The organism is Lacipirellulaceae bacterium, assembly GCA_040218535.1.
GTDB lineage: Bacteria > Planctomycetota > Planctomycetia > Pirellulales > Lacipirellulaceae > Adhaeretor.
Genome location: JAVJRG010000009.1, coordinates 113,203 through 135,390 on the forward strand (window position 1 = coordinate 113,203; position 22,188 = coordinate 135,390).

The window sequence follows — 22,188 nt, forward strand, 5'->3', positions numbered from 1 at the left end:
TTTTTTTCGAAAGGGGCAGCCTATCATTCGCGCATTTCGTTGGATCACTCGACAACTTTGAACACCGTTCGCTCTGAATGCCGTTCAGTTGAGCGCTCGAGATCCGTACCCAGCTACCAACGCCTGCACTTTGTTTGGATCGAGTTGCACCCAGGAAGCTTCAAAGCGACTTCATCAAACCTGAATCATTCAATCGTCAGAATCTTCACGTAAGTTCATTATCCTCCGAACCAACCAACCTAGCGTCGTTGGTCATTTTGCAATCGTCGAAAATTAGCGGCCTCATAAATATCACGTTCTAAGGAAACACCACGATGGCGAAGAACCGAAAGAGTCGATCACTTTTCCGCGGCTTCAATCCAAAGTTCAAGCAAGCTAAGAGAACACGCAAGACTCGCTCCAATAAGCCAGCGGGTTTGACTTTCGAGAATCTTGAGCCTCGTCAGTTGCTAGCCGTCGCGACCTTCCAGGAGGGATTGAACAACTACATCGGCGCGCAAGACACGGTACTTTTCTCACAGGCACGTGATAGTAACTTCGGTGGCGAGACAGCGATCAGCGTCGACCAACAGGATGCCAACGGCGTTCGACAGGGTCTACTGCAGTTCTCAGATCTCTTTGGTGATAGCTCGATCGGTTTCACACAGATCCCAGAAGGCTCAACAATCAACTCGGCGACGCTCTCATTCGAAATCACGAATCCGTCGACGAGCCAAGCCCAGATATCGATGTACCGCATGCTCGTTACTTGGGACGAAGGCAGTGCCACTTGGAATACGTTCGGCGATATTGGTGGTGTTCAAGCTTCTGAGGGAGAAGCGACTGCCCTGCCAGCAGACTATACGCTGTTTGACCCACGCCGTACCTCGGTGCTAGGTGCCGATGCTCCTGTTAGCGACCCTGACCGCGTGCCAGGCGACCCGGGTACTTTTGATGTCACGCGATCTCTCCAGAGTTGGTCAGCGGGCGAGACGGTAAACAACGGTTGGTTGATTGAGAGCACCGCCACAGACGGTTGGGATCTCTCGACTTCGGAGGACGCACAAGGCTCGCGTCCGTTCCTCCGCGTTGACTTTACCCCTCCATCCGCCAACCAAGACACGATCAGCTTCCTAGACAGTCGTGTCACGAAGAACGAAGGCGGCGATGGCACTCAGACACTCTCTCTGACAGTTGCTCGTCTGGGCGGTAACAGCGGCACAGATACCGTGACCTTTGCGGTAGCCGACGGCACTGCGACCGACACCGGTCCTTCGGACGACTACGACGTTGCCACCGCGGGCAACACGCTGACCTTCATGCCGGGTGAAATCACCAAGACGATCGACATCACTATCAATGACGATACGGTTCTTGAAGGGAATGAAACGCTGACCGTAACTCTCTCCAATCCCGTTGGAGCGTCGCTGGGTAGCAATTTCCAAACGACCGTCACGATCGCCGATAACGATGCACTCATTAACGAGGTGCTGGCGAACGTCTCTGACGTAGACAACATTGGAGTTGACGAGACGGATCGCGAGTACGTTGAGCTTATCGGTACCCCGGGTGCGAGTCTCGACGATTACTATTTCGTTGTATTTGAAGGCCAAGAGGAAGAAGCCGGCGGCGGTGGCGGTGTCGCCGACTTGGTTGTCAACTTGGCTGGTCAAACTTTTGGCGCCAATGGATTGCTGGTATTGCGTCCTACCAATTGGCTGTACACAAAAGCCGCTGACAGCAACGAACTTGTGGTACCATCCCTCGGCACCTTGAATGGCCTGGAAGACGACTCGCAAACCTACGCACTCGTACGCACGACAGGTCTAGCTCCTGTTCAAGGCACCGACTACGACACCATTGGTGCCTACGTTGGTACTTCCCAGGATGCCGTGGACTCGCCCTTGGGTGAGGTGGGCCTCTTAGACGTCGCACCGTTCACCGTCGGTGGCGACGCCCAGATCGTGGACAGCGTCTCGGTCTTTAACGGTGGTTCCGACCGCGACCGTGCGATTGTCACTGGCGATCTCGGACTGCCGGGCGTTCACGTTCATCAGCCAACTCGCACGCTTAACGGTGCTGATAATGTCGCATCGGACGCCGTTTCACGTCTCAACGGCAACACGCAACCCAACACGATCGGTTCGTGGTTTAATGGTGATATCCTTTCCACGGAGGCAGACGACCTCGACTCGGTTGGTGGCGACAACGACGTTATCGAGTACCAGAATGGTTCTACAAAGATCAGTGCTGTTGCTCCAGATGGTTCGGTTCTCACACCGGGTGCCTTGAACGTATTAAATAACGTCTTCATCGAAGCTGACGTGGTTAGCATTGACGAGCCTGGTGGTGGCACGGTCAACGTGACATTCACGGTCACTCGAACTGGTGATCTTTCCAGCCCGCTTTCGGTCTCCTACAACACGGTCGATGGGTCTGCTAAGGCTGGCAGCGACTTTGTCGGCCAGCCCAGCGGGACGGTCAACTTCACCGCAGATGCTCTAGCATCGGTCCAAACAAAAACCATCACTGTGGTGGTCAACACGGATACCATCGCCGAAGGTTTTGAGGACTTCGGCGTTGAAGTCACAGAGGCGGCCTCACCGTTCTTGATTACCCAAGACTTTGCGAGTGTTCGGATCAATGACGGTGACGTCCTCGTTGCCGACTTCCAGCAAGGTGTCGTGGGAACCCAGGGTGGTGCTGCTTATAACGGTACGCAAGACACCTACATCGACGCTGAGCCGAATCGCTTGAACACCTTCTTCGGTTCTGACCAAAGGATTCGCGTTGACGATGCCGAGGGTGGTGACTTCACCGGCGGTGGCGAGGGTGTCGATATCCGTCCCCAACAAGGCTTGATTCAGTTCGACAACATGTTCGGCTCTGGGACCAATCAAGTCGATGCTGGTTCGCAGATCTTCGGTGCTACGCTGACGCTCAACGTCACCGGGCAATCGAATAACAGTGCGAACATCAACTTCTTCCGAATGCTCAAGCCTTGGAATGAAGTCGCAACTTGGAACGACCCACAAGGAAGTGTTGGAAGTGACATCTCCAACGGTATCCGTCCTGACGACATCGACGCCTCTGCGATCATCGACTTCAGCGTCCCAATGCCTGAGATCGGCGGTCCGGTTGAGATTCCGCTAAACGTCGAAACACTTCAGGGATGGGCCAATGGTACGCTCGACAACTACGGCTGGGTTGCCATCTCCGACTCGGGCGAACTCTGGGAGTTTGACTCCAGCGAGACGATCTTCGCCAATCGTCCGAAGCTGACGCTTCAATACACCGAGCCAACGGGCCAAGGCAGCTTCACTTTCGCCCAGCAAGAGTCGGGTGCGTCTCAGGGTGAAGCTCGAATTGGCGAAGGTGGCACTGCGGAGATCGTTGTCAACCGTGTTGGCGGCTCCTCCGGAGCAGCGGCGGTTGACTTCCAGATCTCCTTCGGCACTGCCACCAGTGGTGACATCGGCACCGTCACCCCCGTGAGTGGAACTTTGAATTTTGCCAATGGTGAACTGTCGCAGACGATCTCGATCCCAACGATCGATGATTCGGATCTGGAAGCGAATGAGAGACTAACCATCACCCTGACACCAAACAATGGCAGCATTCTTAGCCAAGCAGACGAGCTGGACCTGATCATTCGTGACAACGATGCCAGCGTCACCAACCCACCCGCTCTTGTCAGCGAGATCGCTTACAACCAGCCGGGTAACGACGGCGGTTCGGAAATGTTCGAGCTTGTCGGTACTCCTGGTGCCAAGTTGGGCTCGTTCTACGCTGCCGTCATCGCCGGCGACTCGGGTGCTGATCAAGGAGCAACCGACCTGATCGTCGATCTGGGCGAGTTTGAAATCGGACCCAACGGCACTCTACTAATCGGTGCTGAGCCAGGTAGCTTCAACTGGAACATTCCAGCCGGAACTACCTACGTTGGGCTCCCTGAGCTGAACGCCGAGTTCCTTGGTGGTAACGACAATGGCACCTCGACTTACGCCTTGATCTACAGCCCAACCACCTCGTTGCACGTTGGTCGTTATGACTATGACGTGGACAACAATGGTGGTTCGCTTGACCTACCACCTGACGCGGTGATCGTCGACTCGATTGCTGTTCGCGACACGGATGCCACGGTCTTCAATGACGACACCACTTACACGGGCGGCGGTAGCAACACCTTCTTCCAGCCGTTTGGAACTGGTGACGCACTCGACGGACTGACCCGTTCAGGCGGAAACACTGCGAGAAATTCAGCCGCCGCTTGGTATGCGGGCGACTACATCGGCAGTGACGATGCTTTGGTCTACGACTTCCTGACCAATAGCTCGGGCTTTGCCGAGTCGATCAACTTGCCGAACGATGGTGCGGCGGGTAGCCCGGGTCTCCCGAATGCTTCGTCGAATCCAATCGTGGCGTTTAGCTCGGTCGATGCAGCCGGCGGCACGGTAACGGTTTCCTTTAGCGATGCGGTTGACCAAATCCTCGTTGGCGACGGCACCACGTTCACCGGTGGTCAATCTGATGCTTTGGTTGGTCCTGGCCTGAGCGTTACGGATACTAGCGGAACAGCCGTCGCCGGCATCGACGCGGTACCAGCGAATATCACCGGGTACGGCACAAACACCTTGACCCTAGAGTTCAGTGGTGCCAATACTCTCGCGGGCGGTGGACTGCCTGCTGGCACCTATAACCTCAACATTGTCTTCGCAGGCACAGTCGCTGGAGGCCGAGCCGTGGATGGTGCGGGAATCGGAGCACCTAGCAACGCGTCGATCGAATTCACTGTCGAGGCAGTCGGTAACGATACCGACTTCAACGACGATAACAGCACCGACGGCTTCGACTTCCTGGCTTGGCAACGTGGCTTTGGCACACCTGCTGCTACGAATGCCGATGGCGACACTAACGCTGACGGAGCTGTCGACGGCACGGACTTAGACAACTGGCAGACCGACTATGGCACCACCACAGCGACCGTCGCCGCTGCCCAACAGCCAGCCTTCGAAGAATCCGAAACTTCGACCGCCAGTTTTGGTGGCAATGTCTGGCTAACCGCCAGCTCTGGTCTCGAAAGCGAAGTGGAAGCGGCTCCACTCGCCGAAGAATCGGCAGAAGGAACCATTGACTCAGCCTTTAGTTCTCGCGAACTGCTCTGGGTTTCCGCCTCGGCTGAAGAGTATGTTCTGGTTGGATCAGAAGACGCTTCTGAAGAAGAAGATACCGATTCTTTAGACGAAGCCTTTGCCGAACTCGCTACGGTCTAGCCAAAGGCTTCAGGAATTGATCTTACCGAACGGGTAGCCTGTCCTATCAGGTCACCCGTCTTTTTGCGATTCAACGTTTGATTCTTGGTCCCGTCGATTCAGAGTTCCAGCCGCGAACCAGCTTCATCGTCGGCGAAGAGGTGCCACGAATCGGGTCTTAGACGGGGACTGATATGATCGCCAGGAACTAGACCGCTCGAAGCTGCGAGCCGAATCGCGTGACGCTGACTCGCGAGGGTGAAATGGCCGACGGACTCGTGGCCCATCTGCTCGACAACTTCAAGCTCGACTTCGGGCAAAGCGTGGCCAGGACCCTCAAGCAACAGGTCTTCGGCGCGGAACCCAAGCCACGCAGCAGCCTCAGTGTGCTTGACTTGGGAATCCGAAGATTCGGCCGCCAGATCCAAGGCGGTCGATTCGAAATGAAAACTGCCGTCTCGCAGCGTCCCTTGCAGGAAGTTCATTGGGGGGCTGCCGATGAAGCTGGCAACGAAGCGATTGGCCGGGCGGCGATAAATCTCTAACGGAGCATCCGCCTGTTGCACCACGCCTTGGTTCATGATGACAATCCGTTCACCCAAGGTCATCGCTTCCACCTGGTCGTGCGTCACGTAAACCATCGTTGTTTTCAAGCGATGATGTAAAGCCGCAATCTCAGCACGCATTTGGACACGCAGCTTCGCGTCGAGGTTTGAAAGTGGCTCGTCAAACAGAAAGACCTTTGGCTGACGGACGATCGCACGGCCTAAGGCGACCCGTTGTCTTTGCCCGCCCGAAAGTTCTCGCGGTCGGCGATCAAGCTGCGACTCAATCCCCAGCGTCACAGCCACTTCGTCGACACGCTGCTGGATAACGTCCTTCGGCGTACGCCGCATCTTCAAGCCGAACGCGAGATTCTCCCGAATCGACATGTGGGGATAGAGCGCGTAGTTCTGAAAAACCATGGCGATGTCGCGGTCACCCGGCTCGACAGCATTGACGACCCGATCGTCGATCGCGATCTCGCCCGAGGAGATTTCTTCAAGCCCAGCCAGCATCCTCAGCGTGGTGCTCTTCCCACAACCCGAGGGGCCAACGAGCACGAGGAACTCACCTTCAGTGATTTCCAGATTCAGATCGTGAACCGCATGGAAACCGTCCGAGTAGATCTTATTGACTTGGCGGAAGCTGACTGTTGCCACGATGCACTACCCTACTCTTTCACAGCGCCGACGGTCATGCCGGAGACAAGATATTTACTGAGGACGATAAACACCACCACCACCGGCACGCTGACAAGAATCGCCGCGGCAGCGTAAAGCCCCCACTGGGTGGACATGCTTGCTTGAAAACTCTTGACGCCTAAAGGTAGCGTAAACATTTCGCGATCTTGTAAAACCTGAGCGGCAACGATGTACTCGCTCCATGCGGTCATAAAACTAAACAAGGCCGTAATCACCAACCCGGGGGCAGCGAGCGGCAAGATCACCTTGCGAAACGCAACCAACCGCGAGCAGCCGTCCACGCGGGCCGCCTCTTCGAGGGATGGCGAGATCGTGTCGTAGAAACCCTTCATTTGCCAGACGCAAAAAGGAAGCGCCGTTGAAACGTAAAAGACGAGCAAGCCCAGAAATGTATTCATCAGATGTAGTTTGGCGACCAATATGTAAAGCGGCAGCAGCAGCATCGTCGCGGGGAACATTTGCGTAGTGAGGATCGAAAGCATTAAGGCTTGGCGACCGACAAAGCGGAATCGACTTAGAGCGTACCCGCCCATCGCCGCTAAGGCGACGCCCGTGACTGTCACGGCGAACGAGACAAGCAGCGAGTTGCCAAGCCATCGCAGAAATGGTTGCTGCGTGAATAGTGCCGCGTAAGAGTCCAACGTCCAATCGTCAGGAATGATCGAGAGATCGGTCGTCTTCAACTGATCGCCGGGACGCAACGAGATCGAAAGCACGTTCAGTGCTGGATAGACGCTGATCACAACGAACAGCAGAAGAAACGCATGGCGAAGAATCGTGATTCGTAGTGGTTCTTTAGCCATAGACATTCTCGGTGGCTTTGGAACGGTGTAAGAAAGCTAGGCAAAAGACGAGTAAGATGATGAAGACGATCATCGACAAGGCAGCTCCATAACCATAACGGTAGAGGTTAAACACTTCCTTGTAGACGTAGGAAACAAGAATATGCGTCTTGTTCGAAGGGGCACCGCCGTTGGAGACGAGCCAAACTACGTTGAGATTGTTAAAGGTCCAGATGGCTCCCAAAGTCGCTGCCGGAGCAAGTACCGGTTTTAACAACGGCAAAGTGATGTGACGGAACTGCTGCCAACGCGAGGCACGATCGATTCTCGCTGCCTCGTACATCTCCTGAGGAACCCCCTGCAGACCACCGAGGGCGATCACCATCATGAAGGGATAGCCGAGCCAAACATTGGCGATGATACACGCGATAAAGGCATTGGTCGCTTCGCCGAGCCAGTTCACTTGCGGCAGGCCAAACAGTTGGTTGCTGATCAGGTTCACAGCACCGTATTCCAAGTGAAACATGCTCCGCCAAGTTAAGGCCGTGATGTAAGCTGGGACAGCCCACGGCAAAATAAGGAGCACGCGATAAATCGATTTGCCGCGGATCGGACCATTCAACGCAACTGCTAACAGCACGCCGATGCCAACGTGAAAAGTCACGTTCACGACGGTCCAAAGAATTGTCTTCAGCAACACTGCGTAGAATTGCTCGTCGCTTAGCACATCAACATAGTTCTGCCAGCCGGTAATTCCCCAATTTCGAAAGTGCGTGAGGGACATATTCGAGAAGGAGAGCACCAGATTGTAGAAAAACGGAAAGACTACCGTAAGAAAGATCAACACAATCGCAGGACCAACCATGGCATAGGCCAACGGTTGCCGCCGTAAGTCAGGAAGCAACCGTGCGAGGCCGTGTCTCTGCCAGACGAATAGTGCCAGCGTTGCCAAGGCAGCGAGAGCACCCCAGACCCAACTCCCTTCGACTTCGGCATCGTCGCGACGCATCAGTTCAATCGCCTCGACGGCATTCTCCTGCATCCGCTGGGCAGCCTTTTCAGCCGTGAGCTCGCCACCGAGCAACGCCTGGTAGGGGGGCCGCATCGCGTCCCAAACAGCTCGCATCTCAGGACCCGAGGGCATGAGATGGCCGTTGGCAAGCTGTTCGCTTGAAGCCTTCAGCGTTGCATCCGAGCTAAGCAACGGATCGTCGTAAGGCGACTTACGGGAAGGGAGGATCCGTAATTCTTGCATCGCCCTCCGCTGCGACTCCTCGCTGGTGAGATAAGCAACCAGCGCCATCGCAGCTTCACGTTGCGCGGGACTTGCATTGACGTTGAGCGAGTAGCCTTTGGGGGAAACCATCGGGCCCATCGGTTGGCCCGTCGCTTGAACCAACGGCAAGGGAGCGATCGCCGCATTAATCACCTCGGAGTCGAGATAATCGCCCCAACTCCAGTCGCCGTTGATGATCATGGCGGCATTGCCCGATTTGAACAGCGAGTCGGCCGTTTCGTAGTCACATCCTTTGGGGACGATTTTCTCTTTGCGCTGCAGGTCGATGATCAGCTTGAGTGCGGCGATCGTCTCGTCAGTATTCAGGTCGGGCTCGGTATTTGCTTCGTCACTAAACAGCCAGGCACCAAAGCCTGTCAAGAACGGCACGGAAAAGTAAGGTTCCTCGTAGTTCCAGACCAGACCGTAGCGTTCGTTCCGTCCGTCGCCATCCTCGTCGAGGGTGTTTTCACGACCGATCTTGATAAGTTGCTCAATCGTTTCAGGCGGCTGCTTGACGAAGTCACGGTTGTAGACGAGCGCCAGATGATTGCCAAATCGATCAGAGATCTGCACGAGATCTTTTTCATCGGGGCTATCATTCGAGGGGAGAAAGGTTAGCCCCCCGGGTTTGAATTGTTGTCGCTGCTGCTCATCGACCCAGGGGCCCATATCAGCGATCACGCCCATCGTGTGATAAGTTCCCAGAACATCACTTGGACCATAGAGAAGGTCCGGTCCGACGCCAGCCAGCGCCGCTGCTTGGTAGCTGCTGCGCAATTCCTCGGTATCTTTGAAGACGAGCTTAATAGAAACCTCTGGGTGTTTCTGTTCGTACTCATCGACGAGTTTTTGCAGAAAAACTCTTTCGTTGGGCACCATCTGATGCCAAAGCTGAATCACTTGCCGCCCGTCTTCCTGCTGGCAACCGCCCAAGAGACTACCTAGCAGGAGGCAACTAAGAAGGCACTTGAACTGATGGAAAGCGAAAGCCAAAGAGTTGGAGCTATTGAGCATAGTCAGAACACTGATCGGCAAACTTCAACGTGCCTTCCGAAACACAGGACTAGCGATAAAGGACAACACCCTGTTTCGGTGGCAGTGCGAAAGATCCCTTGGCCTCGTCTTCCGCCTCAAACCCGGTCGTTAGCTTGACGCTCCAGTTACTCTTCTGTGAGTCAGGCAATTCGAACTCAAACACCTCGTCGCCGCGATTCAAAGCGATCAGTGCCTCACGGTCACCGAGCTTGCGTATAAAGACGTACGACATCGCGGAATCGTCAGTCACATACTTCACAACCGATCCACGCCGCAAAACGTCTAACTCGTTACGGAGGGCGATCGCTTGTTGGTAGAAATCGAATAGTTCTTGATCAAACGCCACCTTGTCAGGCTCACGCTCACGTCCTAGGGGGTCGCTCGCCTGATCCTCAAACTCCATTTCTTCCCAGACCATCGGCATCCGATCGCACGGGTCGTCGGCTCCCCACATGCCCGCCTCATCACCGTAATAGATCATCGGCGCACCGAGGTAAGTCATTTGCATCAGAGAAACCAAACGCTGAATCTGTCGGCCCTCGGCATCGGGAGCTTGGACACGGCACTCCTTCCAATGCCGCGGCGAGACGCGTTCGCTGACGTCATAGTCAAATTTTTCCGGTTGCAAGTAAGGTTGCCCATCATGATTGGCCGGGCGATTGACAATCATCGATGCAACGCGATCGGTGTCGTGCGAGTCAATCAAGTTTTGCACAATGAATGAAGTTGCTGGCGGGAACTCTTCGCGACGCAACGCTAATTCGCGGGCAAAGTCGTGCGCGGAGAGTTGCCCGTCGATTAAAAAACCTTTCACGAGAAAGGCGAACGCGTGGTAGTTCATCGTGGCTGAGAAGCCCCCTCCGGCCAAGAAGTCTGCCGCGTTTTCCCACATTTCGGCAACGGTATAGGCTTCAGGGTTGAGCTCTCGGACGAGTTGGTTCCAGTCCTTCCAGAAAGCGACGGGAACTTCGTTGGCCACGTCGAGCCGCCAGCCATCAATACCGTCAGTAGGGTCGCCATCCCCATTGGGATCCATCCACCGTCGCGTGATGTCCATGACATACTGCTTGGGGCCTGGGTGCAGGTCGCCACCCTGATTCACGTCGGCGAACTCCGGCAACGTATGTACGCCCCACCAGCCTTTGTATTGAAACTCGTTTTGAGGGGTCTCCGGATCGTCGAAATGCGAGACGATGTACCACTCGGTATAAGGCGACTTCTCCTGGTTCTTCATTAAGTCAGCAAACGCGAAGAAGTCACGCCCTGTGTGATTGAAGACGCCATCGATGATGATTCGCATCTCACGAGCATGGACCTGCTGAACGAGCTCAAGAAACAACTTGTCCGCCGCGGTCCACTGCCATGTATCCGGGTCGCTCGTTTCCTTGGCCATCAAAGCAAGGTCGCCCTCAGGGTCAGGACCGAAGTACGGATCGATGTGGTGCATCGAAGCACCGTCGTACTTATGCAAGGAGCGGGCGTAAAAGACCGGATTCAAGTAGAGCGTATTGACGCCCAATGACTTCAAATAGTCGAGTCGGTCGATGATCCCCTGAACGTCACCGCCATAGCGACGGTTGAAAACACCATTTTCGTAGAAGTCTTCACCACCGGCTTTCTCCCAGTCGGCTCGCGCGTACCAGTCGCCGGTCCACGGAGAAATCTCCCAACTCTCAGGGACCGTCTCCGGAAACTCCAACGACTCACGTGTGGGGTCGTTCGTTGGGTCACCATTGCGAAAACGCTCCGGAAAAATCTGATAGAAGACGGCATCAGCGGCCCACTCTGGAGCCGTTGGCAAAGATTCTGTTTCTGCCCAAGTGGCTGAAGGCGTGGCAGCAATGTCCTTCTGAGGCTTTGCCGCTTCAGCTTCGACATCCTTCTTTTGGCCGTCGCTTGCCGCGTCGGAAGGAGCAGCCGAACAGCCGGTGCTACTTAAGAGCACTGCGACTGCCGCCATCATGGCAAGGCGATTCATGAAACTTATTTGCTTCCTAGCCCACTCACTTAGCCCAGACAAAACAGATGCCCCTAATAACTCTTAACCAATACGGATAGAAAAATGAGAGGCCGCGTCTGCCCCGATCCATGAAAGATGACGCGGCCTCTCGACTCTTGATAAACAAATCTCTTTACGAACGGCGACGAATCATGCCAAATGCCGTTCCTACTAACATCAGGGCGAGCCCAGTTGGCTCAGGCACCGCACCAGCAGAGGGAGCGACTTGGGTTACGGTTACAAACTGGTCTCCGGCAAAGTCGCTGAGATCGACGCCTGAAAGGTCGCCGGTGAATCCACCGAAGCCGTTGCCGCCGAGGTTCGCATCCAGGACGCCGTCGCCGGTGAACTGATTCGACGCAAAGTCATGGCCACCACCATTGATGAAGGCCACAATCTTGATGTCACCGGTAGGATTGCCGATCTCCGAAAGCGGAATGGAGAACTCAACACCGGTCATCACGTTTTCTGGATCACCGGTAGTCGGCGTGGTAAACGGCCCGTCGCCACTGACCCCCTCGGTATTGCTGTTATCGATTGCAAGTTCGAGATCGACGATGTTGTCCATATCGCGATGGCTGAAGGTATTGCCGGTGTCCGCCGGATCAACTGGTAGCGCGAACTCTAGCTCTTCGGTAATTCGCCCTGCGCCAGAAGCGTCAGTTGCCCCGCCGGGACCTGGGGCAAGCACGTAATTCTTGTCGATCAGTTCACCTTGGCTCAAGCCTGGTAGCGCTGGGCCGAGCAATGAGTCGGAGTTGTCAATCGCACCATTCTGTGGCGCGAAAAGAAAACCATCGAAGCCTGCATTGGCAACGTCAAAGCCATAAACGGTTTGATAAACACCGAGATCATCAGCATTAACCATGCCGTCACCGGTGGCATCGCCTTCGTTGCGTGTAGGGTTCAAGGCGCCCAAGTTACGCTGGAAGGTGAGAAACTCGCCGCCGTCCACGTTGCCATCGACATCGAAGTCGCCTGTGGTGCCTCGCAGAACATTAGGCAACCCACGGTGAGCAAGCTGCATACCCAGTGCAGCACTGTCGCCGGAAGCTCCTTGCGTTAGATCTGCATAGTGTGCGCTAGCTGCATAGAAAGTGATCGAAGAATCAAGAGCCGTTTCGAAGCCATGGGTAATCGTAAGGTAATGATCGGCTTCAAATCCGGTGTCAAAGGTCAGGCCCTCCATACGCTGGAGCGCACCAGTATTATCAGTGTTGCCACCATTGGGCGGTTCAAAACCTCCGCAGCAGAACGGATCAACGCCGCCGGGGAGATTGGCTCCATCGATTGTGTTCACTCCGCCTGCGACGGAATCGATGAAGATTTCCAGCTTATTGAAGTTCGTTTCCAAGTTGCCGGTGATGGTCACATAGAGGCGACCATTATCCACGGTACCGAAAACTTGATTGATCTCCGATCCGCCACCGCCATTGATCGGATCGCCATCGGTAGCGTTGCCGAACTGTGTGTTCGTGTCTTGAATCGACAGCGACGACCCATAACCGATATCGGCGGTCCCATCGATCGTAATCTGACCAACGGCCTGACCAGCCCCAATGAGGCCAATCAGCCCCGTAGCGGCGAAGAGATAACTGCTCAATTTCTTCATGATACTTCTCCCTCACTAAAACAAATAGAATAGTTGGTTTTCGAATTACACTCTTACTCTCTGTTGATAACTCAAAAGTAGCAAACCCATTGCGACCAAACAGATCGCTGAAGGTTCCGGCACTCCAGCCGAAACGACGACCCCTGAACCAAACCCGCTGGCGACCGTGCCATAATCAGATCGCCAAAGCGAAAGGTCCGTTCCGTTCACGCTCCCATCAAGGTCGGAATCACCCTGATCGAACCGATTCCCTGAGTTACTCGCTCCCAGTTGCCAAGCCAAAAGATCCCCACCCTCGACGGTCCGATCCAAATCGAAATCAGCACGGCTCGTACTCACTAGATCATCCACCAAGGTCTCGACATCGCTTATGTCGACCGTGCCATCAGCGTTCAGATCCTCCAGCCAGGTATCCCCACCAAAACCGTCGTGTAAAGCCTCGACGTCGGCTCCGTCGGTAGCTCCAGATTCATCCACGTCGCCACGACGAACCAGCACCCCGTCGAACGCCTGTTGGGCGAGCAGAATGAACTCTTCGTTTTCGAGCACTTCACCGAGAGCAAACAGGTCAAGGTTTGTCACACGACCATCACCGTCGACGTCTGCCGCGGGGTTGAACTTCGCATCCTGCGAATAAAGCACGTCTTCAAAGGAGTCGTTCCCGATTCCGGCAATGTCCGCCGTCTCGTAAGTACCGTCAGCGTCAAGATCGCCGAAGCCGGCGCCAATCTCTGAGTCAACGAAAAGCCCGACAAACCGCTGAACCCCAAAGTTGCCTGTTGTTTCGAAAGTCACAACGCTTGCGACATGATTGCCGAAAGGCAAATCCTGAAAGCCGAACACCCAAGAATCACGATCGTATTCTCCTGCATCGCCGTTATTAAATGGCTGCTGCGTCATCGCGAAGATTTGAACATCCGTTAGAGCGGCCCCCTGGTTGAGAAACATGTGCATGTTATCTGCGGTGCCGTCGGGGTTACGCACAATCAGGTCGCGGTCCTCGGCGTTCTCGGGGTTGCTTTCAAAAGGCTCGAAACTTTGCACTTCGCTGTCGGGCGGCAGGCGATCGATGTAGACCGTTTTCTTGAAGTCAGAGAACACGGCAGGTCCGTTATCTCGATGCCTAAAGGCGCGTACTGTCAGGTAATTTCTGCCCTCAGGTAGTTGCGAAGCGTCGATGTCTTGTACATAAGTCCCCGAACCGCTGCCCGAGTTCCCACCATTCCCATCGTCGATGTAACCGGGTGTGCGTGTGTCGGTGAACTCTTCGAAACCGTAGGCGACCGAACCCGGTGTGGTGTTGTCGATCCCAGCATTGGCGTTCAGATCATGTCCCTCGTTGAACTTGAACAGTGCGTTGTCACCGTCGGCGGAAAAGTCGCGGAAGGGATCCGTTTCACCCGCCGGCGCAGGTAAAGTGACGGGCGTCGTGTTGAGCTGAACTTGAAAACTATCCGCAGTGATAACATCAATGTCCGCCAATCGAGCAGTACCATTATTCGCAGCACTGGGAGTAGCGCCTTGAAACGTCGAGGTTACATTACTCACCGAGAGCGTGCCTTCGGGCGTTGGCAGTCCATAGATAACATACCCACGACCGTGCGTGTCGTTACTTGGGATGCTCACATCGACCACACCCGTACCGCTACCGTTGTCATAAACGCGGATGGTTTCGGGGATGGCATCTCCGGGATCAACCGTCGCATCGGCTGCGTTCCCTGTTAGCTCAACAAGGACTTGCCCTGGAGCAAAATCAGTCTGCACGCCATTACGAGTCTCAACGAACGCATCATTCCGGCTATTGAGCCCGACGATGGCAGAATTGGAGCGTTCATAAATGTAGACATTCGAGAAACCCTCTGGATCGAAGCCTTCGTCGATCCACCGTTCACGAAAATCTCCTCGCCCATGCGTGTTGCGAATTTGCACGAGCTTGGCGATGGTGTCGCCGTGGAATCCGCCCAAGGCATCGACTTTCCCATCGTTGGGAAAATCACGACCGGGTCCAAATTCCTCAGCATTAAAATAGACCAAAGCATTGCCGGGCCGCATCAGCGTGTAGGCGTAAGCAACGTTTTTCAAAAATGGGAACCCACCCGACAAGTTGTCATGGCTATCGACAAATGAAACACCCTGACTGCCATTGTGCAGTCCATCGTCGTGCAAGTCTTGACTGGCGCTGCGGATTGCGTGCCAGTTGTTCCCCAACCCATTGCCTGTCAGGTTGCTGCGCAGTGCGAAGAATAGCGGGAAATCGAGTGCATCGCGATTTCCTTTCACTTCGAAATCATTCGCGTCAATGGCTGACGGGTTTGGCAGGTTGCTGTTGATAAAGGTCTGCACAAACGCCCGGTTGCCATCCAGGACTTCCCCAAATGAGTAAACCGGTTTATAGCTCCCGTCGTGTTGAAGTCGATCATTCGTTTTGTAGACAGCCTGATCGAAGATGGTGAGCGTATTGGTTGGGAAATGCTTCACCGCATCCAGACGAAAACCATCGACTCCGACTTCCTGAATCATCCACTGAGCATGCCGCATGAGCATCTGCTCAGCCGTCTCGATCGTCGCATCACCTGCGAGGGGATTCGCTCGATTAAAGTCGTAGCGTGTAATTAGGAATTCACCCGGCCCCGGATCCACGTCGAACTGCGTACCGCCGAGGTCCTGGTCGGGATAAAAGCGTGCATTGTTTGGATTCGGCACGTTGGCGATCCGTCCAAACGCTGCCGCGGTACCAGCCGGGATATTGTTTGGATCGCCCGCGTTGACGGGTGTACGGATAAACTGGTGGTTTTTCTCTTGAGCAATGTCAACGAGTCCGGAAAGGCGGAAGTTGAGATCACCCGTCTCAAACGCACCGTGAAAATCACCGTCGATATCGTTAGGCAAGGTAATCGCCAAACCTGGATAACCGCCCGCTTCAGCGAAGGTGACATCGTCAGCAGTGCTGGTGGTGCCGAAGTCGTCCACCGTCGTCAGATCGCTGAAACCGGCATGGTTAAGGATCAGATCTGCGTAGACATCCACACTTGCACCGTGGGCAGCACCTACCATGCGTTTTAGGGAAGTTTCGGTACCGTAGGCCGTTGGACGGCGCGCTTGCCCTAGATCGAACCGATCATAGACGTCGTAACCAACCGACTGGTCGCCCGAATCAGCACGACTCGTTGGCGGAATCCAAAGCCGGCCATAACCAAGCTCAAAGATGTCGGCCATCCGATCTTCAACTGTTTCCCAGCGAGCCTCAAAAATCTGCAACATCGCAGGTGCTGAAGCGTCCTCGGCGCGCAACGAGCCCGTGGACGAAAGCTGCAGCATCACTAGCGCACCTAATGCACAGGCAAATCGAATTGTCGGAGAAACGTTCTTCATCGTGTTCCTGAAACTTCAACACTGCGTCTAGCTTCGTTCTTCTGAGTGAAATGAAAGCCAATGTGCTGCGGTACTCGTTGCCCGCCTACCTGCGGCCTCTTTTTTTCGGTCCTACCCATCCTGCAGGCGGCTCAGACGTCAGTGCTAGTTCTACTTCATTTGCCCCTGGTTCAATGTTTTCTTTAAGCCCCGAGAATTGCTTGCTCTTGTACCACGCTGGAGTGATCAGCTTCCCTGCTGGTGGCGGACCGCCCCGCTCGCCTTGGCTCTTCTCCGGGGGCTCGTTGGCGACCACCGTGATCGCATACTCGCCCGAGGGAAGTCCAACCTCCAGACCGGTGCTTACCTCATAACGACCTTGTTCGTTGATACTTCCAATGCACGGTGGTCCCGGCGACGTGGGATAAAAGGTCACACGCCCCCGACTCAACGGCTCACCGTCGAGCGTCACAACCCCTGTTACAGTGGAGTCGTAGGTGCCACCACACCCTGCGACAGCTAGAATGAAAAGCCACGTGATCCTCTGCAGAGTTTTGCTGGACGAACTCATCGTTTTTTTCATCAGGCTCTTTCCTGGCTATCCCTCTTGCGTTTAGTTAAACGTCCCGAAATCGGGCAGTAAGGTGCCGACTCGGTACTAATTCTCCAGTGATACGATCTCTCCTCCGTCGCGGGTCGCCAGACCGCGATAAATCAACGTATCAATGCTCTCGGAAACGTATTGGACCGAACCGTCTGCCATCACGAACTGAGCACCACCCGGGTGAAGACTACGGAACCCACGCTGATCGAACCATTGATTCACCTTGATCTCTTCAACAGGTGCTCCCAGGACGAAGTAGTTCAAGGGAATTCCACAAGAGGCCCAGTCTCCATCAGAGAAAAAGGCTGCTGAGTGGAAATCCTGCTCGACAACCGACTCACCAACCAAGAAGGTGTTACTTGTACCATCGCTTACCATCCGCAACTTCACGGGATTCAAGTAGCTATTGCGAAATAGCAGACCATTGCACTCCTGCGTGTTGTGGCAGTCAGGAAGAGAGCCAAAAGCAGCGAAACTGCTGGACACACTTCCCGGGCTGGTCTGCCCTCTAGCACTACCATCTGTCACGACAGAGTCCCCAATCACACCTTTGTAGCTGGTCGTGCCAACGGTCACCCCATCCCAGTGCCATTGCTGCTCCGAGGGAATCGCCGAAGCATCCGAAGGGCAAGTTAGGAAGTCATACTGAGCACTCACAATGTCTCGTACATTGATGTGGCCCAAGCCAAGACCACGATTCGCCCGAGCTCCAAAGCTCTTATCTTCATCCATCTGCTGCTTGAGTCGATCGTAGGCCGCTTGCTGTTCCATCTGCGGTAAGGCATCAACAATCCAACCTTTGCCCAAGAAGCCGGGGCCGCCGGCATTCGGCGAGTAACGACTATCGCCATTTGCCAGCCACTCACCCTCAAGCGAAAAGTCTTCTCCCCACTGGTGGATGCTCACTGGAAGCTTCTGTTGTGCGCTTTCATAGGTCAGGCAGGCCAGTCCGAGTTGCTTCAGATTGTTACTACAGCTCATACGCCGGGCTGCCTCACGGGCTGCCTGGACTGCTGGCAGCAGCAAGCCGACCAGCACGCCGATGATGGCGATTACCACCAATAATTCGACGAGAGTAAAACCGCGTTTCTTACTTCTTGTTTGGGGAATGTTCATCTCTAAACTCGCTTCCATCCGTTGCGGAAAAGTTTGCCTGTCTGCTCGTTAAAAAGAGGACTCCCCGCCCGCTCCTCTCAAGCAGAGCGGGGCGGGTTGTCCGTTCGTTACTCACTCTTCTTCACTTTCAATCAATCCTTCAACACTTAGCTACGACGACGGCTGCAGCCGAGTCCCACCAGGCCAAGACCGAACAGCACCATCGAAGTCGGTTCAGGAATGGGAACAGCAATCGTAAAGAACTGGTCCCCCTGGAAGTTATTGAAGTCGATCCCTGAAAGGTTACCGATGAAGCCACCTGAACCATCACCACCAAGGTTACTGTTGGGGCCAATGCCACCCAGGAATTGGTTTGAGTGGAAGTTATTGTCACCGTTGCCGTAGGCAGCATGAATCTTGATGATGTCACCTGGGCTTGGGTTACCAAGGTCGGCTAGATCAACAGAGAATTCCAACCCGGTCAGCACGCTGGCTGGATCTTCGGGAGGATTCGTCGGTGCGGCAGTTCCACCAGCAACACCAGCAATATTGGTGTTGTTGAAACCGAAATCGACATCCTGGGTAAGGAAAGTACCAGCGTCAGCACCTGTCGTTGCAGTGCCACCTGCGGCGATGGTACCGGACTGAACCCCGGTCCCGACACCAACAGTAGCTGCACCAAAGTTACCTAATTCTGCTCCTGCAGAGCTATTTGCGCGATCGACGATGTCGAGTTCAAACGCACCGCCGCCCCAACGACCAAACAAGTGATAGTCAGCTTCGAAGCCAGCATCAAAAGTTAGGCCGCCAAAGTTCGCGGCAAGGTCGGAAAAGTCGTAGGTCAGAGAACCATCAAGCACGTTCTCACCACCGGCAACCGAGTCAATAAACACGCTCACCTTATTGAAGTTTGGCTCGACGTTTCCTGTCAGCATGACATACAAGCGACCACCACTGATCGTCGCATAGCCAGCATCGAGTTCACCACCACCACCGAATCCAAGGGGATCAGTGTTGTCGCCAAACTGCGTCTGTACATTTTGCACGGCTAAAGCCGGACCGTAGTCGGCAACGTCCAGCGTGCCGTCAACAACAGGCTGCCCCATTGCCGGTACCGCCAGCAACGCAACCGCCAATAAACTTCCTAAATACTTCATGATGCTACCTCCGGGGATTTCACCCCCTCTAAAACAAAACTTCGAGTGCTGCTAATCGTCAGCGACTTTTAGCAACGCCCCTCCAAAAAACGATAAGTGCCTCAACTACTGGATTAAAACACGGAACCCCCGCAGGCGTTCTCCTCAATCACTAAGATTCTGTCTCTAATACGCTGCCAACGCGAAAGGTGGCAGTTCGCTTGTCCAGCTTGACTTGGCAAGCTGTGATTTTTGCTTCATCAAAGGTTGAAAAGTGATGCTTCGCATCAGACGGCCACGATTTTGACCCCACCGCTGTGTTACAGCGGATAAGTTACTGCCAACTCGCAGCTCATCGATCTCGTGAATTTTCTCACCATGAAAATTGGCTAGGCTTACGCGATCAAACGCAAAATTGCCTCGCAGCCTCGCTACTGGCTCTGACCGAGAAATCTCTTTCGGCGAGCGAGGATCACGGTAAATCTCCAGCGTGTCACGGTTGTCCGTCCCATACATTATTCTAATCACAAATAAGCTGGTTGTCGTACTTTCTATGCCTAGCGAGGGGGCGTTTTCCTTGCGGTAAACGTTTACATTCGAGGTGGCACAATAACCCGCATCTTCATCCCCACTGCCGATACATAGGACCCGATTCGCGTTGCCATCGCCGCGGTGGAGCTCAAATCCGTAGAAGTCATCACCCGTCTTGGATACCCTCTGCAGGAAGCTCAAATAAACGCGTTTTCCGTCACGCCCGATTAACCGGACTCCGTCTTGATTTTCAACTAAGCCCGCGGCGTCGAAAACGCCTCCCACTGAAGTGGCTAGACTTCGACGGATCCGATTCTCATGACCGGTAATCGAGGCACGATTCCCCAGCGGCACCATCCCTTCGACGGCTAGACTACCTTTCGCGACACTGTTGGTGTCTCGGCCCTCGACTTCATCTGCTGCGATACTGAACCACGGACCAGCCCACCCAAAGCCACCATTTTGCGCGGTCAACGGCCCCGCTGGATACGTGAAGCCCTCGTAAGCCAGGAGCCCGTCGTGGGGGCCCGCTGAAGGAGCCAAGCTGCGGATGAACTTGGCATCGTCAGCTGGAAACTCGGTTACGGTTGTCGAGACGGGATTTACCCGAATGGCTTCCGCCGCGTTGAGTTGCAATCGTTCCCGGGGCCTGCCACTGCCATCTAGCACGTCGGCTCTGACGAATCCATTGAAGACGTGAACTTCCGAAGCACCTGAGGCGAGCGCGTGCAAGCCGAACTCGGTACCAACATCAAACAGATCGAGCGTCTGGGTCGCAACACGAAACGAACTGGCACGATTCGGAACCACCGCGGCAAGGCGTCCTGAAGACAGCTCGGCGGCGGCTGGGCCGCTGACGACGAAAGAAGCGGGGCCTTCCAGTAGAATAGTCGCGCCATCGTCGAAAGTGATTTCCGCCAGCCCTTCGGCAAGCTCAAGCCGCTGGCCAACTTCGAGTTGGTCACCATACCCAACCGCTTCAGCGGACTTCTGCCACAGGCAGTTGTGAGTTCCAGTAACCCTTGCGACTGCAGTACCAGCAGACTGATTAGCACTCTCTGCTTGGCTAGGACGTTCCAAATCACCGCCGCGTGACGCGAGCCAGACTCCTGCCGTCACAGCGATCAAAGCCAAGGAAGCTGCAATCGCGACCGTCCAAGCTTGAGGAGTAGGGATGAACTTACTAGCTGCAGGCGAGGATAGCTCGACGTGCGGAAGAGTCTCTTGTTGACCGGACTGTCGCATCGCCAAAGAAGGCTCGCTGTAAAGCTCTGCGTGCATGGCCATATAGTTGGCGTAGGTCGTCCGCGCTTGCGGCTCCTCAAAAAGCCAGCGGTCGAGCAGTTCGCCATCGGCTTCGCTCAGGCAATCGTTGCACAAGTCGCCGAGCATCGTCAGCAGCTTGTCCTTCGAGTAACTTTGCCTAGTGTTCGGTCGCAGAGTCATAGCAGCCCCTCCTGAGCAATTTTGCGATCGATGCACTCATGAAGCACACGGCGGATTCGATTCAGTGCTTTATAAACAGTATTCACGGGTCGATCGATTTGCTCGGCTACTGACTTAAAGTTTGTCGTTTCTTCGCTGTAACAGAGTTTGACGAGTTGCTTGTCGTTCTCGGGAAGTTGCTCAATACAGTGCCGGAGTGCGTCGCGGCGGAACTCCAACAGGTCGGCTCGTCGTGTTGTCTCCTGAGCAACCAAATCCAAAGTTGCATCGCTTAGCTGAAAACCATGCCGTCGTCCCTGCCGGCGAAACTTCCGAACTTGGTTATGGGCAATCACGCTCGCCCACTTTACAAAATCGGTACCTAACTCGAATTGCTCGTAGTTCCGCCAAATCACAACGCTAATCTCTTGGAATACCTCCTCAGCATCCGCTGGGCTCGAAAGCAGCGTCACCAAATAGGCGAATAACCAGCGATCGTGCTTAGCGAACAGTCTCGCAAAGGCATCCCGGTGCACATCCCCAGGAGAATCAGGCCCCGAAGAGTCGGCCTCCTGGAAGTATCGCTCTGATCCCGGCTCCGGGACCTCTTCTCTGCCTGCCCCATCCGTGAATTCTTCCGTCATGTGAAGGCTCCAACTGTCCTTGCAAACGTTGTCACGAGAAACGCTGCCACCAGGAAAAAGAGCCCCATTCTTGAGGTGGAACCGTAGCCGTGGAGACAAGCCTGCGTATAAGTAAGGCGCTGAGCCATCGATTTTGGTATGAAGAAATCTTCACAACCTGGGATTTTAAGCCTCCCACACACGCCGAAACAACGTAAGCGATTGCAACCAAATAGTTTGC

Annotated in this window: 12 protein-coding genes; 1 reads left to right on the top strand and 11 read right to left on the bottom strand. The window is 54.7% G+C overall.

Annotation, left to right across the window (positions count from 1 at the left end; all coding sequences use genetic code 11):
• Positions 1–314 precede the first annotated feature (314 nt).
• A complete protein-coding gene (locus RIB44_11490; GenBank protein MEQ8617209.1) occupies positions 315–5,252 on the top strand; it encodes a Calx-beta domain-containing protein in 4,938 nt (1,645 codons plus the stop codon).
• 98 nt (positions 5,253–5,350) lie between these two features.
• Here RIB44_11490 and ugpC read toward each other — a convergent pair whose 3' ends face one another.
• The 11 genes from ugpC to RIB44_11545 form a co-directional block, all read right to left on the bottom strand.
• Positions 5,351–6,433 carry a sn-glycerol-3-phosphate ABC transporter ATP-binding protein UgpC gene (ugpC, locus tag RIB44_11495; protein MEQ8617210.1) on the bottom strand — a complete coding sequence of 361 codons (1,083 nt, stop codon included), beginning with the start codon at positions 6,431–6,433 and terminating at the stop codon, positions 5,351–5,353.
• A gap of 11 nt (positions 6,434–6,444) precedes the next feature.
• Positions 6,445–7,278, bottom strand: a complete 834-nt coding sequence (locus RIB44_11500; protein ID MEQ8617211.1) for an ABC transporter permease subunit — start codon at positions 7,276–7,278, stop codon at positions 6,445–6,447.
• Positions 7,271–9,469 (bottom strand): extracellular solute-binding protein, encoded by a 2,199-nt coding sequence (locus RIB44_11505; GenBank protein MEQ8617212.1) that lies wholly within the window; start codon positions 9,467–9,469, stop codon positions 7,271–7,273. The genes RIB44_11500 and RIB44_11505 overlap by 8 nt, the downstream gene beginning before the upstream one ends.
• 130 nt (positions 9,470–9,599) lie before the next feature.
• A complete protein-coding gene (locus RIB44_11510; GenBank protein ID MEQ8617213.1) occupies positions 9,600–11,549 on the bottom strand; it encodes a glycoside hydrolase family 13 protein in 1,950 nt (649 codons plus the stop codon).
• Positions 11,550–11,703: 154 nt separating this feature from the next.
• On the bottom strand, positions 11,704–13,182 hold the full coding sequence (locus RIB44_11515) for a PEP-CTERM sorting domain-containing protein (GenBank protein ID MEQ8617214.1): 1,479 nt from the start codon (positions 13,180–13,182) through the stop codon (positions 11,704–11,706).
• Positions 13,183–13,227: 45 nt separating this feature from the next.
• Complete coding sequence (locus RIB44_11520) at positions 13,228–16,554, bottom strand: alpha-amylase family glycosyl hydrolase (GenBank protein MEQ8617215.1); 3,327 nt, start codon at positions 16,552–16,554, stop codon at positions 13,228–13,230.
• A gap of 85 nt (positions 16,555–16,639) precedes the next feature.
• Complete coding sequence (locus tag RIB44_11525; protein MEQ8617216.1) at positions 16,640–17,116, bottom strand: hypothetical protein; 477 nt, start codon at positions 17,114–17,116, stop codon at positions 16,640–16,642.
• 75 nt (positions 17,117–17,191) lie between these two features.
• Positions 17,192–18,253: a DUF1559 domain-containing protein gene (locus tag RIB44_11530; GenBank protein MEQ8617217.1), complete on the bottom strand. Its 1,062-nt coding sequence runs from the start codon at positions 18,251–18,253 to the stop codon at positions 17,192–17,194.
• 146 nt (positions 18,254–18,399) lie between these two features.
• Positions 18,400–19,389, bottom strand: a complete 990-nt coding sequence (locus RIB44_11535) for a PEP-CTERM sorting domain-containing protein (protein ID MEQ8617218.1) — start codon at positions 19,387–19,389, stop codon at positions 18,400–18,402.
• A 165-nt stretch (positions 19,390–19,554) separates the two neighbouring features.
• A complete protein-coding gene (locus RIB44_11540) occupies positions 19,555–21,345 on the bottom strand; it encodes a hypothetical protein (protein MEQ8617219.1) in 1,791 nt (596 codons plus the stop codon).
• Positions 21,342–21,968 (bottom strand): sigma-70 family RNA polymerase sigma factor, encoded by a 627-nt coding sequence (locus RIB44_11545; protein ID MEQ8617220.1) that lies wholly within the window; start codon positions 21,966–21,968, stop codon positions 21,342–21,344. The genes RIB44_11540 and RIB44_11545 overlap by 4 nt, the downstream gene beginning before the upstream one ends.
• Positions 21,969–22,188: the final 220 nt, after the last annotated feature.